Origin of the sequence: Burkholderia sp. MSMB1826, assembly GCF_001526325.1 — a bacterium.
Taxonomy (GTDB): Bacteria; Pseudomonadota; Gammaproteobacteria; order Burkholderiales; family Burkholderiaceae; genus Burkholderia.
Window position 1 is genome coordinate 186,955 of the sequence record NZ_LOYN01000022.1, and the last position, 16,906, is coordinate 203,860.

Sequence of the window (16,906 nt, forward strand, 5' to 3'; positions counted from 1 at the left end):
CGTTTCCGGACTTCACATGAATGACACCGATTCCTCGCTATGCTCGCGGCGGCACGAACCAGCGCAGCCGCATCCTGCGCCCCGGCGCGTGCCGTTCCCGCAGGTCCCGCCAATCGGCTCCCCCTTTTCCGCACGATAACGACCATGACCCGATCGAACCGTCGTGACTTCCTGCGCGTCGCCGCCGGCACTGCCGGCGCCGCCGCGCTGAACCTGTTCCCGCCCGTGATCCGAGATGCGCTCGCGATTCCCGCGAACCGCCGCACCGGCACGATCCGCGATATCGAACACATCGTGATCCTGATGCAGGAGAACCGTTCGTTCGACCACTACTTCGGCACGATGCGCGGTGTCCGCGGCTTCGGCGACCCACGCCCGCTGCGCCTCGCGAACGGCAAGTCGGTGTTTCATCAGCCGGTCGGCCCGGCCGAACTGCTGCCGTTCCACCCGGGCGCCGACAAGCTCGGCCTGCAGTTCCTGCAGGACCTGCCGCACGGCTGGCAGGACATGCACGCCGCCTGGAACAAGGGCCGCTACGATCAGTGGGTGCCGAACAAGGGCACCACGACGATGGCGTACCTGAAGCGCGACGACATCCCGTTCCACTACCAGCTCGCCGACGCGTTCACGATCTGCGACGCGTACCATTGCGCGATCCCGAGCTCGACCGACCCGAACCGCTACTACATGTGGACGGGTTACGTCGGCAACGACGGCACGGGCGGCGGCCCGGTGCTCGGCAACGACGAAAAGGGCTACGGCTGGACGACCTATCCGGAAGTGCTCGAACAGGCCGGCGTGTCGTGGAAGATCTACCAAGACATCGGCACCGGGCTCGACGCGAACGGCTCGTGGGGCTGGACGCAAAACCCGTACATCGGCAACTACGGCGACAACTCGCTGCTCTACTTCAACCAGTACCGCACCGCGCTGCCCGGCACGCCGCTGTACGACAAGGCGCGCACCGGCACCAACGTCAGCGCCGGCGGCACGCTGTTCGACGTGCTGCAGCAGGACGTGAAGAACGGCACGCTGCCGCAGGTGTCGTGGATCTGCGCGCCGGAAGCGTATTCCGAGCATCCGAACTGGCCCGCCAACTACGGCGCGTGGTACATCGAGCAGGTGTTGAAGGTGCTCGTGTCGAATCCCGACGTGTGGAGCAAGACCGCGCTCTTCATCACGTACGACGAAAACGACGGCTTCTTCGATCACGTGCCCCCGCCGTTCGCGCCGCAGTCGCGCGACAACGGGCTGTCGACGGTCGCGACGACCAACGAGGTGTACGCCGGCGACGCATCGCACATGGCCGGCCCGTACGGCCTGGGGCCGCGCGTGCCGATGCTGGTCGTGTCGCCGTGGACCAAGGGCGGCTGGGTCTGCTCGCAGACCTTCGATCACACGTCGCTGCTGCAATTCATCGAGGCGCGGTTCGGCGCGCAGTATCCGGTCACGGCCGCCAACGTGTCGCCGTGGCGTCGCGCGGTGTGCGGCGACCTGACGTCGGCGTTCGACTTCGCGACCGCGGACGCCGCCTGGCCGACGCTGCCCGACACGAGCGGCTACGCGCCGCCCGACCGCGCGCGCCATCCCGACTACATCCCGGTGCCGCCGGTGCTGCAGAAGCTGCCGAAACAGGAGGCCGGGCTGCGTCCGGCGCGTGCGCTGCCGTACGAGCTGTTCGTGCACGGTCGCGTCGAAGCCGCGAACGGCCAGTTCCGGCTGACCTTCGCGAACACCGGCCGGGCAGGCGCGGCGTTCCAGGTCCAGTCGCGCAATCGCGTCGACGGCCCGTGGGCGTACACGGTCGAAGCCGGCAAGCGCGTCGCCGACACGTGGAGCGCCGCCGCGTCGCTCGGCCTGTACGACCTCGACGTGTACGGCCCGAACGGCTTCTACTGCCATTTCCGCGGCCCGTTCGCGACCGGTGTCGGCAGCGCGAACGTGAACCCCGAAGTGATCTACGGCTACGACGTCGCGAACGGCAACATCACGCTGCGCCTGATGAACCGCGGCCACAAGGCCGTGCGGCTCAAGGTCACGAACGCGTACGGCCACGGCCACGCGCGCACGTTCGACCTCGCGCCGGGCGCGCACGTCGACGATTACTGGGACCTGCGCGGCAGCCACGGCTGGTACGACCTGACCGTCAGCGACGGCCGGCTGCTCGGCTTCCTGCGCCGCTTCGCGGGTCACGTCGAAACGGGCCGCCCGAGCACCAGCGACCCGCTGATCCGCACGAGCGCGTCGCACGACGACGCCGAGGCCGCATCGGACGCCCTGTCCGACTGACGTCGGCCCAACGCGGCGCGGCCCCGGGCGGGCCGCGCCGCCGCTCCGCCCCCCCTTCCTCCCCACCCGTTCCGTTCGCGACGGGAAATTCCCGATACCGGCCGCCTGCGCACGCGCGGAAGCTATGCGCAAATCCGCATCGAATGCGCGGCAAATTTCCAAGACCCGTGCATATCGGCGACCTATATATCGAGGCAATCGGGGCTCTTCGCGGAGCCTGACGGGAGATGTTTCCGAGAATCACGATGCCGACCTCCCCGCCCGATTCCGAGAAGCGGTCGAACCGCCCGCCCGTCGCACGCGCCGGCCCGCCCGAACGCGTGCGGTACCCACTCGCAGGTGTCGAACAAGAGGAACAACATGAAATTCCGTCATTCCCTGCTGTCGGTGTCGATTGCATCCGCGCTTGCCCTCCTCTCGCAACAGGCCGCCCAGGCTGCCGACGCAACCGACGTGAAAGTCGGCTTCGCCGCGCCGCTCACGGGCGTGAACGCCGGCTACGGCAAGGATCTGCAAAACGGCGTACAACTCGCGCTCGACGATGCGGTCGCGCAGAAGGTGCAGATCGCCGGCAAGCCTGCCCGTTTCAATCTCGTCGTGCAGGACGACCAGGCCGACCCACGCATCGGCGTGCAGGCCGCGCAGGCGCTGGTCGACCAGAACGTGTCGGTCGTGGTCGGTCACTTCAACTCGGGGACGACGATCCCGGCGTCGGTGGTCTACGACAAGGCCGGCATTCCGGTGATCGACCCGGCCGCGACCAATCCGACGCTCACGTCGCGCGGGCTCGCGAACATGTTCATGGTGATCGCGACCGACGGCCAGAATGCCGGCAACGCAGGCAAGTACGCGGTCGACGTGACGAAGGCGAAGCGCATCGCGATCATCGACGACCGCACGGCGTTCGGCCAAGGCGAGGCCGACGAATTCGAGAAGGCGGTGAAAGCCGCGGGCGGCAACCTCATCGGCCGCGAGTTCACCAGCAACCAGGCGGTCGATTTCCGCGCGCAGATCACGAGCCTGAAGGCCAAGAATCCCGACCTGATCTTCTTCGGCGGCCTCGATTCGCTCGCCGCGAACTTCATCAAGCAGATGCGGCAACTCGGGCTGAACGCGCAGTTCGTCGGCGGCGGCGGCGTGAAGGACAACGAATTCATCAAGATCGCGGGGTCGGCCGCCGAAGGCGCGATGGCGTGGGAATATGGCCGGCCGCTCGACGAGCTGCCGCAGGGGAAGGATTTCGAGGCGCGCTTCAAGAAGCGCTTCGGCGTCGACGTGCTGTCGTACGCGCAGTTCGGCTACGACGCCGCGTGGGCGGCGATCAAGGCGATGCAGGCGGCCGGTTCGACCGACCCGAAGGCCTATCGCCCGGCGCTCAAGAAGATCGACTTCGAAGGCGTGACCGGCCGTATCTCGTTCTCGAACGACGGCTCGCTGAAGAGCGGGATGTCGACGCTGTACCAGGTGAAGAACGGCGCGTGGAAAACGATCGTGACGAAGGGAGGCTGATCGGCGAAGGAGGCGGCCGGCGGCGGAAACGCCGCGCGGCCGCGAAGAGATCGAGGCGGCGACGCCGATCTCGTATGACGACTGATGTTATGGCGTCGCGGCCGGGCCCGCTCCACGCGAGCCCCGCGATGCCAGGTCAGCCGGCCTCGGCTTCGGCTGCCTCGTGCGCGCGGCGCAGCCGCTCGCGGCTGTTCGTCAGGTGCGTGCGCATCGCGGCGCGGGCGGCTTCCGGGTCGTGGCGCGCGATCGCCTCGTAGATGTCCTCGTGCTCGTGGTTCAGCCGGCCGACGTAGCGCTCGAGGTCGTCGCCGGCAAAGCGCGCCGAATTCACGCGCGTGCGCGGGATGATCGACGTGCCGAGCTGCGTCATGATGTCGACGAAATAGCGGTTGCCGGTGGACTGGGCGATCTGCAGGTGGAACTGGAAATCGAGTTGCGCGGTGTCGCGGCCGCTGCCCGCGCCCGTCGCGATCGCGTCGAGCGCGCGCCGCAGCGCGGCGAGGTCGGTATCGTTCGCGCGCTGCGCGGCGAGGCTTGCGCACTCGCTTTCGAGGCTGATGCGCAACTCCAGCACCGCGAGCACGTCGCGCAGCGTCGTGATCGTCGCGGGATCGATGCCGAGCGTCTGGCGGCGCGACGGCTCCAGCACGAAGCTGCCGATGCCGTGGCGCGTCTCGACGAGCCCGCTCGCCTGCATCCGCGAGATCGCCTCGCGCACGACCGTGCGGCTCACGCCCTGTGCCGCCATGACTTCGGTTTCGGTCGGCAGCTTGTCGCCGGGACGCAGCGTGCCGTTTTCGATCTGCGCGGTCAGCGCGTCGACGACATCTTGTGCGAGGCTGCGTGCGCGACGGCGCGGCGCTGCGGGAAGCGTAGGCACGGACATGTGGCCGGTTCCTTTTTGAATGATCGTAATGTGAGCCGAGGGTTTACGCGGGGTTTGAGCGAAAGCCGATGATTCATTATACTGCGTCACAAGTCATCCGACGACTGATGATCGGCGCACGGATCTCCTGTCGCTCAGGTCGGCTGTTCGGCACGCCCGGTCCCGTGCGCGACGATCGACCCGCGTTCGCGTTCTGCGCGCCACCGGCCGGCTGTCGCTCCCACCCCGTTCCGGGGTTGCGTCGACGTGCGGGCTTGCGCGCCGCGCACGTCGGTTGTCGAATGATCGCACCTCCCGCCGCGCGCAGCAAAGCTTTTGCCGCACGGCATCGCCCACTCTTTCGCCATCGCCGCCCATGAACGCCGTCACTGCCTCGCCCTCCCACGACACGCCGCGCATCGTCGACCTGCAAGCGATTCCGGTCGCCGGCCACGACAGCATGCTGCTCAACCTGAGCGGCGCGCACGGCCCGTTCTTCACTCGCAACCTCGTGATCCTGAAGGACAGCGCGGGCCGCACGGGCGTCGGCGAAGTGCCCGGCGGCGAAAGCATCCGCCGCACGCTCGACGACGCGCGCGCACTGGTCGTCGGCCAATCGATCGGCAACCATCATGCGGTGCTCAACGACGTGCGGCGCACCTTCGCCGACCGCGACGCGAGCGGCCGCGGGCTGCAGACCTTCGACCTGCGCACGACGATCCACGCGGTCACCGCGCTCGAAGCCGCGCTGCTCGACCTGCTCGGCCAGCATCTGGGCGTGCCGGTCGCCGCGCTGCTCGGCGAAGGCCAGCAGCGCGAGCGCGTCGAAATGCTCGGCTACCTGTTCTACATCGGCGATCGCACGAAGACCGCGCTGCCCTACCGCGACGGCCGCGGCGCAACCGACGACTGGACGCGCGTGCGCGACGAAGCCGCGCTGACGCCCGAAGCCGTCGTGCGACTCGCCGAAGCCGCGCACGCGCGCTACGGCTTCAACGACTTCAAGCTGAAGGGCGGCGTATTCGAGGGGGCACGCGAGATCGAAGCCGTGACGGCGCTCGCCGAGCGCTTCCCCGACGCGCGCGTGACGCTCGATCCGAACGGCGCATGGTCGCTCGACGAGGCCGTGCGGCTGTGCCGCGACCAGCATCACGTGCTCGCGTATGCGGAAGATCCTTGCGGCGCGGAGAACGGTTACTCGGGCCGCGAGGTGATGGCCGAATTCCGCCGCGCGACGGGGCTGCCGACGGCAACCAACATGATCGCGACCGACTGGCGGCAGATGGGCCATGCGGTGCAGCTGCACGCCGTCGACATCCCGCTCGCCGATCCGCACTTCTGGACGATGCAGGGGTCGGTGCGGGTCGCCCAGATGTGCCGCGACTGGGGCCTCACGTGGGGTTCGCATTCGAACAACCACTTCGACGTGTCGCTTGCGATGTTCACGCACGTCGCGGCCGCGGCGCCGGGCCAGGTCACCGCGATCGATACGCACTGGATCTGGCAGGACGGCGAACGGCTGACGCGCGAGCCGCTGAAGATCGAGAACGGGCTGGTGGAAGTGCCGAAGCGGCCGGGGCTCGGCGTCGACATCGACATGGATGCGGTCGCGCGCGCGCACGAGCTGTACAAGCAGCACGGCCTCGGCGCCCGCGACGACGCGGCGGCGATGCAGTATCTGATCCCGGGCTGGACGTTCAACAACAAGCGCCCCTGCCTCGTGCGCTGAGCATGGGCGAGCCGGGCGGCGGAACCGCCCGGTCGGACGGGAATCGACGGGCACGACGCCGTGCGCGGCCGGTCCGGCTGGCGCCGGGCTCGAAACGCCTCGCGAGTGGGACGGGATCCGGATGGTTGTCGCCATGCCGGACTTGCGTGGCCGCACCGGCCGACCAACCCTAACCGGGCGTCCCTCACCAGGCGTCCCTAGTCTGGCTCGCCGGGCACACCCCTAGCCGGGCGCCCCTAACCGGGCGTCCCTATCCCCCGCGCCATCCCCGACGCGGCGAACACGATGACGATCACCAGCACCGCCTGCCAGTGACCGATCCGCACAAAAGTGCGCGCACGGTCGATATCGGGCATCTGCTGCCGCCGCGCGGCGACACGCCAGCGGATCAGTCCCAGCATCGGCGCGATCTCGAGCAGAAGGATCAGCACGAGCGCGGTCATCTTCAGGTGAAAGAGCGGTTCGTGCAGGTAGTAAGCGGTCCCTTTCTCGAAACCGCCGAACGCGCGTGCAAGGCCCGTCGCGATCAGCACGAGCGCGGACAGCCCCCAGACCGCATCGGCCTTGAACACGCCGGACAAATCGGCTGCCTGCGCCGAAGCGACGAGCCGACGCAACGCGCGGTTGCGCCCCGCGATCGCGGCAAACGCGACGCCGAACGCACTCAGGTGAATGGCGGCCAGCAACCAATGGACGATCATCGCGCCTCCTTGTCGCCCGCGCCCGGTGCGCGAGCCCTGTCAGACGATCTGCTTGAGCGCCGCGTCGAGCGCGAGCACCGCGACGCGGTCGCCTTCGGTCGCGAGCGGCGTGCGCATCACGGTCTGCCGGTTGTGACCGACAGCGGCCGGCGAATCCCACAGCAGCTCGACCTTCGGCCGATTGAACAGGCTGCCGCGGCGCGGCGGCACGACCGCCGGCTGCGCGCCCTGCTCGCCCGCGGCGAGCGCCGCGTGGCCGGGCCAGCGCACCGACAGCTCGCGCGCGTCGTACTGGCCGACCTTGCGACTTTCCATCCAGACGATCGCGGTACGCGTCAGCACGTCGAGCGAAATCGCATACCGGCCAACCGCGAAGCGGCGCGCGGCCACGTTGGTCCGCCACAGCGGCCGGGGCCGGCAGATCCAGACGATCGCCGCGTACAGCGCCGGCGCGGCGACGAGCCAGCCGTTGGTCGCCGTCACCGCATGCAGCGCGCGGCGCCAGCCGGCCGCCCACGTGAATGCACCGATCGACCATACGGCGAACAGGAGACCGATCAGCGCGAACGCGCGCAGCGCCTGGCGCAGCCACTGCGGCAGCGGATGGAACGGGCGCTCGGCCCGTGCGGCGGCGCCGGGCAACGCGAGCAGCAGGAAGATCAGGATGAGATAGACGAATGCCCACGGCGACGACACCATCGCCGACAGCGACGAGCGATAGCCCATCTGGGACATCGAGAACAGCCAGCGCGCGAGCAGCACGAGACCGATCGCGCGCAACGCGAAGATCACGCCGGCGCCGGGGGCCGGCGCTGCGCGCGTGGTTTTCGTTCTCGCCAAGACTGCTCTCCTCTGGATATTCGTACCGGCCGGATTTCACGGCACGGCCATTATAGGGACATTACTGTCTGGACAGATGGCCGGATGGCGTGGCGGGCCGCTTCGGGGGTCGTTCGCGGCGCCGGGCGCGGCGAGAATACAACAGATCCGCGCCGCAGATGTGACAACGCCCCGCCGGAAAACCCGGACGGGGCGTCGTGACGGCCGCGCGGCGGCGGCCCGCAATCAGCTTGCGTTGACTTCGCGAAGCACCGTGCGGCGCTTCTGGCGCAGCAGTTCCTCGTAGCCCTTCACGTAATTCTGCGCCATCACCTTCGACGAGAAACGGGCTTCGAACGCGGCGCGAACCTTCTCGCGCGGCAGCGTGTCGAGACGCTTGAGCGCGGCGACGGCCGACAGCTCGTCTTCGACGACGAAGCCCGACACGCCGTTGTCGATCACTTCCGGCACCGAGCCGCGCTTGAACGCGATCACCGGCGTGCCGCAGGCCATCGCCTCGATCATCACCAGGCCGAAGGGCTCCGGCCAGTCGATCGGGAACAGCAGCGCATGCGCGTTACCGAGGAATTCGGTCTTCTCCGCCTCGCTGATTTCGCCGATGTACTCGACGTGCGGCAGCGCGAACAGCGGCTTGATCTTCTCTTCGTAGTACGCGCGGTCGGCCTTGTCGAGCTTCGCGGCGATCTTGATCGGCAGGCCGGCCTGCTCGGCGATGCGGATCGCCGTGTCGACGCGCTTCTCCGGCGAGATGCGGCCGAGGAACGCGAGGTAGCTCGGCTTCACGTTCGGGATCGGCGTCAGCAGGTTTTCCGGCAGGCCGTGGTAGACGGTCGACAGCCAGTTCGCCTGCGGCAGCGGAATGCGCTGGTTGTCGGAGATCGACACGACCGGCACGTCGCTGAACGCATTGAAGATCGGCTGCAGTTCCGGCAGGTCGAGACGGCCGTGCATCGTCGTCAGATGCGGGACCGGCTGGCGCGAGAACAGCGAGAACGGGTAATAGTCGATGTGGCAGTGCAGGACATCGAACTCTTCCGCGCGGCGGCGCACCTGCTCGAGGAGCAGCATGTGCGGAGCCATCACGTCGCGGATCGTCGGGTCGAGGCGCAGCGCCTGCGGCCAGCACGCTTCGAGCTTCGCGGACGTTTGCGAATCGCCGCTCGCGAAGAGCGTGACGTCATGCCCCATCTCGACGAGTGCTTCGGTGAGGTAGGACACCACTCGCTCGGTACCGCCGTACAGTTTCGGGGGCACCGCTTCGTGCAACGGAGCGATTTGGGCGATTCGCATGCGTAACTCCTAAAAAATCGGCAAAAAACCAGGTATGGGTCGGCAACCTGCCGGCGGTCCGGGCTGGCTGCGCGTCGCCCGAACATCGGACGAATCGGCCTGCCGGGAGCGTCGAAACCCGCGCTGCTCAAGGAGCGTCGGCGACGCGACAGGCATAGAACGTTTGAAACGAAGACCCGTTGACAGGGGTTCGTAAAAAAACCTGGAATCGAACCCGGAGCCGATTATCTAGGGTTAATCCCGATACGGCGCACGACATTTCAAACACTTTACTTTGTTACAAAGGCGCAACACTTTGCAACCCGCGGACTCGGGCGTCCGTTCTAGAGTGGAAGGCCGTTTTGGCGATCCTTGTTAACCCGCAGCTGCCGGCAGCGCGATTCCGGCATACGACGCAGGACGGGATGCCGGATTTTATCTCAAAATCGAGCGCGAGCCCCTGGCCAAGGCAAGATTCGCGCAGCGCGACGCGCGGCGTTGTTTACAATGCCGGATTATTCAGTCCGGGCGAACGCCGGCCTGCGACCCAGCCGCCTCGCTCACTCACCGAATCACCGCACGCATATTTTGGAATCTCTCACCCCCGCCCAGCGCAACGCCCACAACGCGAAGCTGTCGAGCTACGCGCACCGGCCGATCGCGTTCCTGTTCCGCTACATCCGCCTCCACCCCGTCGCGCACCTGGTCGTGCTCTGCAGCGTGTTGGCCGCCGTCGGCTGCGCGCTCGGCTCGCAATATGCGATCAAGCACCTGATCGACGTGCTGGCGACCGGACGCCATCACCCGGGCCCGCTGTGGAGCGCGTTCGCGCTGCTCGTCGGGCTGATCGCGGCCGACAACCTGCTGTGGCGCGTCGGCGGCTGGGTCGCCGCGCACACGTTCGTCGCGGTCACGGGCGACCTGCGGCGCGACCTGTTCCAGTATCTGATCGGCCATTCGCCGACGTATTACTCGGAGAAGCAGCCGGGCACGCTCGCCAGCCGCATCACGGCCACGTCGAACGCGGTCTACACGTCGGAGAACACGATGGCGTGGAACGTGCTGCCCCCGTGCATCGCGGTGATGGGCGCGATCCTGATGATCATCGTCGTCAATCCGCTGATGGCAGCCGGCCTGCTCGGCTGCTCGGCCGTGCTGTCCGTCATCCTGTTCAAGCTCGCCGGCCGCGGCTCCGCGCGCCACCATGCGTTCGCGGCGAAGGCCGCGGCGGTCGACGGCGAGCTCGTCGACGTGATCGGCAACATGGGCCTCGTGCGCGCGTTCGGGATGACGCTGCGCGAACAGAAGCGCTTCAGCGCGACGGTGAAGGCCGAGATGGATGCGCGCCAGCAGAGCCTGCTCTATCTCGAAAAGCTGCGGCTGCTGCATGCGGTGATCACCGCGATGCTGTCCGCCGGCCTGCTCGGCTGGGCGCTGTGGCTGTGGGATCAAGGCCGCGCGACGTCGGGCGACATCGTGCTCGTCAGCTCGCTCGGCTTCACAATCCTGCACGGCACGCGCGATCTCGCGGTCGCGCTCGTCGACGTCACCCAGCACGTCGCACGTCTGTCCGAAGCCGTGAAGACGCTGCTCGAACCGCACGGCATGCCGGACCGCTCGGACGCGCAGCCGCTGTCGGCCAAGGGCGGCCGCGTCGACTTCGAGCGCGTGACGTTCGCATACCCGCACCGCCGCGCGATCCTCGACCACTTCGACCTTCATATCGAGCCGGGCCAGCGCGTCGGCCTGATCGGCAAGTCGGGCGCCGGCAAGTCGACCGTGCTCGCGCTGCTGCAGCGCTTCTACGACACGCAGGACGGCGCGGTGAAGGTCGACGGCCAGGACGTGAAGGGCATCACGCAGGACAGCCTGCGCCACGCGATCGCGCTGGTGCCGCAGGACATCTCGCTGCTGCACCGGACGATCTACGACAACATCGCGTACGGCCGCCCCGACGCGACCCGCGACGAAGTGCTCGCCGCCGCGCGCGACGCGCGCTGCGCGGAGTTCATCGAAGCGATGCCGGAAGGCTATGACACGATCGTCGGCGACCGCGGCGTCAAGCTGTCGGGCGGCCAGCGCCAGCGCATCGCGATCGCGCGCGCGATCCTGAAGGATGCGCCGATCCTGCTGCTCGACGAAGCGACGTCGGCGCTCGACAGTGCGTCCGAGGAAGCGATCCAGAGCGCGCTCGACCGCCTGATGGTCGGCCGCACGGTGATCGCGATCGCGCACCGCCTGTCGACGCTGCGCAACTTCGACCGCATCATCGTGATGAACAACGGCAAGGTGATCGACGACGGCCCGCCCGACGTGCTGCGCAGCCGCCCCGGCCTGTATCGCGACCTGCTCGCGAAGCAGCATGGCCGCCATCATGCGGCCCCCGACGGCAACACGCCGACCGGCGAACGCGTGGCCTGACGCGCCGGCATCGCGCCGACGAAAAAAGCCGCCGTGCTTCTCGCACGGCGGCTTTTTCAATTGCGCCGACAGCAACGGAACGGATCAGACCTGCTGCAGATCGCGCAGGAAATTGTCCCGCCACACCGACACGTTGTTCTCGCGAAGCTGCGCGATCATGTCCGCATAGCGCGCGCGCCGCTCGGCGAGCGGCATCGTCAGCGCCTGCGACAGCGCATCGGCCATTCCGTCGATATCGATCGGATTGACGATCAGCGCGCCCGTGAGCTCGCGCGCGGCGCCCGCGAAACGCGACAGCACCAGCACGCCCGGATCGTCCGGATTCTGCGCGGACACGTATTCCTTCGCGACGAGGTTCATCCCGTCGCGCAGCGGCGTCACGAAACCCACGCGCGCGAGCCGGTACAGCGCGGCCAGCACCTGACGGTCGTACTGACGGTGAATGTAGAGGATCGGCGCCCAGTCGAGCTCCGCGTAGCGCCCGTTGATACGCCCCGACTCCGCTTCCAGCTGCAGGCGGATGTCCTGGTACGCACGCAGGTCCGCACGCGTCGACGGCGCGATCTGCAGGAACGACACGCGGTTGCGGATCGACGCCTGGTGCTCGAGCAGCTTCTCGAACGCACGGAATCGTTCGACGAGCCCCTTCGAATAATCGAGCCGGTCGACGCTCATGATCAGTTGCCGCCCACGCAGCGACGTCGCGAGCGTGCGCACCGCCTTGCCGTGCTCGCCCGCCTGCGCGAGCGACGCGATCTCGTCCGGATAGACGCCGATCGGATAGGCGGCCGCGCGCAGCGTCTGGCCGAACGCGCGTACGCGCACCGTGTGCCCGTCGTGCTCGACTTCGCCGTCCGCCTCGAACTCGACGTAGTCGCAGAACGCGCGCAGATCGGGCTCGGTCTGGAAGCCCAGCAGATCGAACGCGCACAGCGACTCGACGAGCTCGCGGTGCGGCGGCACGTTGACGAGCACCTGCGCGGCCGGAAACGGGATGTGCAGGAAGAAGCCGATACGGTTCTTCACGCCGGCGTCGCGCAACGCGCGCGCGAACGGAATCAGGTGGTAGTCGTGCACCCAGATCACGTCGTCGTCCTGCAGCAGCGGCACGAGCTGCTGCGCGAGCCAGACGTTGACGCGGCGATAGCCGTCGAACTCGTGGCAATCGTACTGGATCAGGTCCGCGCGGTAATGGAACGCGGGCCACAGCGTCGCGTTGGAGAACCCGCGGTAATACTGGTCGTAATCGCGGCGCGACAGCCCGACCGTCGCGAACGTCACGGGCCCGCGCTCCTCGATGCGGATTTGCGGCTGCGGTGCGCCGGACGCGACCACTTCGCCGCTCCAGCCGAACCACATGCCGCCGGTTTCCTTCAGCGCGTCGTAGACGCCGATCGCGAGGCCGCCCGCCGCCGGTTCGCCTTCCGAAATCGGCGCGACGCGGTTTGAAACGATGATGAGCCGGCTCATGCGTGCGGCTGCCCCGCGCCGAGCCAGCATGCGATCTGCTCATGCAATGCGTCGACCGAATCGAGCCGCATGCGCGCGGACGTCTCGCCCGCACCGACCTTGATCGACAGGCCGCCGCGCGCGTTGACCACCGCGAAGCCCTTCTCGTCGGTCAGATCGTCGCCCGCGAACAGCGGCACGCGGCCCGCAAAGGGCGGCTCGTCGAGGAACGCGGCCAGCGCGCGACCCTTGTCGACGCCCTTCGGCTTGATCTCGAACACCATCTTGCCGGGTTGCAGCACGTACGCATCCGCATAGTCGGCGACGAGGCGCTCGGCCGCTTCGCGCGCCACCGCCTCGCGCTCGGGCGCATTGCGAAAATGCAGCGCGACGGCCGCGCCCTTGATCTCGAGCAGCATGCCCGGATGGCGGTCGACGACGTCCGCGAGCTCGCGCTCGATGCGCAGCAGGCGCTCGTCGTTGAAGCCGATGCGCTGCGTGTCGCCGTTCGCATCGCGGCGCTCCGCGCCGTGCAGGCCGGCGATCGGCAGGCCGGGCATCTTCAGGAACGTGTCGAGGTTGTCGATGCCGCGCCCGGACACGATCGCGACCGCGCCGTGCGAGCGGCGCGACAATTCGTCGAGCAGCGTCAGCAGCGACGGCGGAACGCGAATGCTGTCGGGCGTCGGCGCCAGTTCGACGAGCGTGCCGTCGAAGTCGAAGAAGAACGCGGTATCGGTCAGGGACAGGGAAGCCGGAACGGATTGCATCGATTCGATAGTCTGAGGAGCAGCCGGCACATGCCGGCCACCGCTGCGCGAATGGAGTTGTGCGCATCTTACCGCGCCTGCGCGTCCAGATGGGCGAAACCGGAGCTGCGCGGACACCACGCAGGCCGCCGCGTCAACTGCGACATATTGCCCCGCTCGCCCGTGCCGTACGGGTTTCGAAAGGACGCAGGCGCGCGAATTGCGCTACAGTCGCAACCGCCTGCCGCGCGACGCATGGCATCGTGCCGGCCGGCTGCTCGTTGAGTCCGATCGAGCTTGGGGACCGTTTCCGTATGGAACGCACATGCGAATGTCCGAAACTGCTCGTAGGGCAACGAGTGAGGAGCGCCGTTTGGCCGAGCCAAACAAGCGACGCGCGACGCCGCCATACGGGCAGTTTCGGACAATCCCGTAGAATATTTTTTAATTTGGGGTTGCGCGTTCCATATGGAAACAGTCCCTGAGATGCCGTCTGCCTGTCCCGCGCCGCGCCGGCGCCTCTCCCGCCTCATCCGCACGGCCGCGGTCCTCGCCGCCGCCCTGGCGCTCGCCGCGTGCACGCACGACGAGCCGCGCTGGAACCTGACCAACGTCACCGGCCACCTGCCCGACCTGTCGTTCGAGCTGACGGGCGGCGACGGCCATCCCGTCGATGCCGATGCGTTCCGCGGCCGCGTCGCGCTCGTCTACTTCGGCTACACGCACTGCCCCGATGTCTGCCCCGAAACCCTGGCGCGGCTGATGGAAGTGCTGGCGAAGCTCGGCCCGCAGGCGGACCACGTGCGCATCCTGTTCGTCTCGGTCGATCCCGCGCGCGACACGCCGCAGGCGATGCAGTCCTATGTCGCCGCGTTCGACGCCGCGCACGCGCGCGGCCTGACCGGCACCGACGGCCAGATCGAATCGCTCGCGAAGCGCTATCGCGTCGCGTACCAGATGGAAAAGCGCGATCCGTCCGGCGGCTACGAAGTGACGCACAGCTCGGCCGTCTACATCTTCGACGCGACCGGTCGCGCGCGCCTGCTCGCGACCGATCGCGATTCGCCCGACGCCATCGCCGCCGATGTGCGCCGGATCATCGACCCTGCCTCCACGACCTGAATTCCGCGATGAACACGAAAACGACCCTCAAGACGTTCGCCCTCCTCGCCGCGCTGTGCGCCGGCGCCCACGCCTATGCCGCCGGCGCGATCAGCGCGCAGAATGCCTGGGTGCGCTGGCTGCCGAACAAGCTGCCCGCGGGCGGCTACGTGACGCTCGTGAACGCCGGCGACAAGCCGATCGACCTCGTCGACGTCGACAGCCCCGACTACGGGATGGCGATGCTGCACCAGACGGTATCGAACGGCTCGACGCAGAAGATGGAGATGGTCGACAAGCTGACGATCCCCGCGCGCGGCAAGGTCGACATCGCGCCGGGCGGCTATCACTTCATGCTCGAGGAGCCGAAGCACGCGATCAAGCCGGGCGACACCGTGCATCTGCGCCTGAAGTTCTCCGACGGCGAAACGGTCGATGCGCCGTTCGCCGTGAAGTCGCCGGCCCGGGCGAAGTGATGCACGCGCGATGAACCTTCTGTACTGGCTCGATCCGTGGGAACCGTCGCCGACCGTGGTCATCGCGGTGCTGGCGGCCGCCGTGCTGTTCGCACGCGGCGTGAAGAAAGCGAAGGTGTCGCCGCTGCGGCAGTTCTCGTTCTGGTTCGGGCTGACGGCGCTCTACATCGCGCTGCATACGCGGCTCGACTACTTCTTCGAGCACGAATTCTTCATGCACCGCGCGCAGCACCTCGTGCTGCATCACCTCGGGCCGTTCTTCATCGCGCTGTCCTATCCGGGTGCGGCGATCCGCGCAGGCATTCCGTTCCGCTGGCGGCAGCGCTTCGTGCGCCCCGCGCTCGCGTGGGCGCCGGTGCGCGCGGCGTTCGACGTGGTATTCCATCCGGTCGTCGCGGTCGTGCTGTTCGTCGGGCTGATCTATTTCTGGCTGCTGTCGCCGATCCACTTCATCGCGATGCTCGACTGGCGTCTCTATCGCGCGATGAACTGGAGCATGGTGATCGACGGGCTGCTGTTCTGGTGGCTCGTCGTCGATCCGCGTCCCGCGCCGCCCGCGCGGCTGTCGCCGGGCCGCCGGATCCTGATCGTCGTCGCGGCGATCCCGCCGCAGATCGCGCTCGGCGCGCTGATCTTCTTCACGCCGCACGAGCTGTATCCGATCTATTCGATCTGCGGCCGCGCGTTCACGTGGCTGAGCCCGCTGCGCGACCAGCAGATCGGGGGCCTGCTGCTGTGGATTCCCGGCTCGATGATGAGCGTGATCGGCGCGCTGATCGCGCTGCGGCACTGGCTACGGCTGTCCGCGCGCGGTCGCCTGATCGGCGAACGGGCCGCGCAGCGCACGGACGAACCGACCGTCCCACGCGGCGCGCACTGATTGCCGCGCAGCGCGGCGCGCGTCACGCGCGCGCGCTGCTCATCCAGATGTGCGGAATGCCGTCCTCGTCGTGCACGTCCGAACTCGGCGTGAAGCCGAACGCTCCGTAGAAACGTTGCAGGTGAGCCTGTGCATGCAGGCTCACCGGCGTATCCGGCCACTGCGCGCGGATATGCTCGAGCGCGCGCGACAGCAGCCCGTTGCCGAGCCCGGCGCCGCGAAACGCGGCGGTCGTCAGCACGCGGCCGATGCGCACGTCGGTGTGCTGCGCGTCCGGGAGCAGCACGCGCAGATAGCCGGCCAGACGGCCGGCCGGATCGAAGGCCGCCAGGTGCCACGCGGCCTGGTCCGCATCGTCGATGTCGCGATACACGCAGTTCTGTTCGACGACGAATACGGCGCTGCGCGCTTCGAGGATCGAATAGATTTCGCGCGCCGTCAGCGCGTCGAAGGATTTCCAGCGCCAGTCGAGATCGGCGGTACTCGGGGATGCGGCGGGTGCGGATGCGTTCATGTGCGGTCCTGAGTCGGGCGCGCCGACCGGCGCGCGGCAACCGTCAATTATGCCTCGAAGCACGCATCGCGCGCGACCGCCTGCCCGCGTGCGAAAAAAAGGCCCCGCATCGCG

Annotated in this window: 14 protein-coding genes; 7 read left to right on the forward strand and 7 right to left on the reverse strand. The window is 68.0% G+C overall.

The features are described 5' to 3' along the window. Positions 1 to 144 precede the first annotated feature (144 nt). On the forward strand, positions 145 to 2,289 hold the full coding sequence (locus WS95_RS13045; RefSeq protein ID WP_059782141.1) for a phosphocholine-specific phospholipase C: 2,145 nt from the start codon (positions 145 to 147) through the stop codon (positions 2,287 to 2,289). A gap of 360 nt (positions 2,290 to 2,649) precedes the next feature. Further along, on the forward strand, positions 2,650 to 3,798 hold the full coding sequence (locus WS95_RS13050; RefSeq protein WP_034206812.1) for a branched-chain amino acid ABC transporter substrate-binding protein: 1,149 nt from the start codon (positions 2,650 to 2,652) through the stop codon (positions 3,796 to 3,798). Between the two features lie 136 nt (positions 3,799 to 3,934). Here the strand turns inward: WS95_RS13050 and WS95_RS13055 are convergent, their stop codons facing one another. Further along, positions 3,935 to 4,684, reverse strand: a complete 750-nt coding sequence (locus WS95_RS13055; protein WP_034206811.1) for a FadR/GntR family transcriptional regulator — start codon at positions 4,682 to 4,684, stop codon at positions 3,935 to 3,937. A 355-nt stretch (positions 4,685 to 5,039) separates the two neighbouring features. On the opposite strand from WS95_RS13055, the gene gudD reads away from it, so the two are divergent. Beyond that, a complete protein-coding gene (gudD, locus tag WS95_RS13060; RefSeq protein WP_034206810.1) occupies positions 5,040 to 6,392 on the forward strand; it encodes a glucarate dehydratase in 1,353 nt (450 codons plus the stop codon). A 236-nt stretch (positions 6,393 to 6,628) separates the two neighbouring features. On the opposite strand, the gene WS95_RS13065 is transcribed toward gudD, so the two are convergent. The 3 genes from WS95_RS13065 to WS95_RS13075 form a co-directional block, all read right to left on the reverse strand. Next, on the reverse strand, positions 6,629 to 7,093 hold the full coding sequence (locus WS95_RS13065; RefSeq protein WP_059824180.1) for a DUF2214 family protein: 465 nt from the start codon (positions 7,091 to 7,093) through the stop codon (positions 6,629 to 6,631). Between the two features lie 39 nt (positions 7,094 to 7,132). Beyond that, positions 7,133 to 7,933, reverse strand: coding sequence for a hypothetical protein (locus WS95_RS13070; protein WP_059782136.1), 801 nt, complete (start codon positions 7,931 to 7,933; stop codon positions 7,133 to 7,135). A gap of 225 nt (positions 7,934 to 8,158) precedes the next feature. Then, positions 8,159 to 9,223, reverse strand: coding sequence for a glycosyltransferase family 4 protein (locus tag WS95_RS13075; RefSeq protein WP_034186533.1), 1,065 nt, complete (start codon positions 9,221 to 9,223; stop codon positions 8,159 to 8,161). 567 nt (positions 9,224 to 9,790) lie between these two features. On the opposite strand from WS95_RS13075, the gene WS95_RS13080 reads away from it, so the two are divergent. Then, a complete protein-coding gene (locus WS95_RS13080; RefSeq protein ID WP_034206807.1) occupies positions 9,791 to 11,623 on the forward strand; it encodes an ABC transporter ATP-binding protein in 1,833 nt (610 codons plus the stop codon). Positions 11,624 to 11,707: 84 nt separating this feature from the next. Here the strand turns inward: WS95_RS13080 and otsA are convergent, their stop codons facing one another. Continuing rightward, the gene (gene otsA, locus WS95_RS13085; protein ID WP_059824182.1) at positions 11,708 to 13,093 is read right to left on the reverse strand and encodes an alpha,alpha-trehalose-phosphate synthase (UDP-forming); all 1,386 of its coding nucleotides are present in this window, start codon (positions 13,091 to 13,093) and stop codon (positions 11,708 to 11,710) included. Next, entirely contained in the window at positions 13,090 to 13,842 is a 753-nt protein-coding gene (otsB, locus tag WS95_RS13090) for a trehalose-phosphatase (RefSeq protein ID WP_034206805.1), read from the reverse strand. Before otsB ends, otsA begins: the two co-directional genes overlap by 4 nt. A 465-nt stretch (positions 13,843 to 14,307) precedes the next feature. On the opposite strand from otsB, the gene WS95_RS13095 reads away from it, so the two are divergent. The 3 genes from WS95_RS13095 to WS95_RS13105 are packed head-to-tail and all read left to right on the forward strand — an operon-like array spanning position 14,308 to position 16,278. Then, positions 14,308 to 14,943 carry an SCO family protein gene (locus WS95_RS13095; protein ID WP_059824183.1) on the forward strand — a complete coding sequence of 212 codons (636 nt, stop codon included), beginning with the start codon at positions 14,308 to 14,310 and terminating at the stop codon, positions 14,941 to 14,943. A gap of 8 nt (positions 14,944 to 14,951) precedes the next feature. Next, positions 14,952 to 15,398, forward strand: coding sequence for a copper chaperone PCu(A)C (locus WS95_RS13100; RefSeq protein WP_059824185.1), 447 nt, complete (start codon positions 14,952 to 14,954; stop codon positions 15,396 to 15,398). A 10-nt stretch (positions 15,399 to 15,408) separates the two neighbouring features. Next, positions 15,409 to 16,278 carry a cytochrome c oxidase assembly protein gene (locus WS95_RS13105; protein WP_059824187.1) on the forward strand — a complete coding sequence of 290 codons (870 nt, stop codon included), beginning with the start codon at positions 15,409 to 15,411 and terminating at the stop codon, positions 16,276 to 16,278. Positions 16,279 to 16,300: 22 nt separating this feature from the next. Here WS95_RS13105 and WS95_RS13110 read toward each other — a convergent pair whose 3' ends face one another. Beyond that, positions 16,301 to 16,792, reverse strand: a complete 492-nt coding sequence (locus WS95_RS13110) for a GNAT family N-acetyltransferase (RefSeq protein ID WP_059824189.1) — start codon at positions 16,790 to 16,792, stop codon at positions 16,301 to 16,303. Between the last annotated feature and the right edge of the window lie 114 nt (positions 16,793 to 16,906).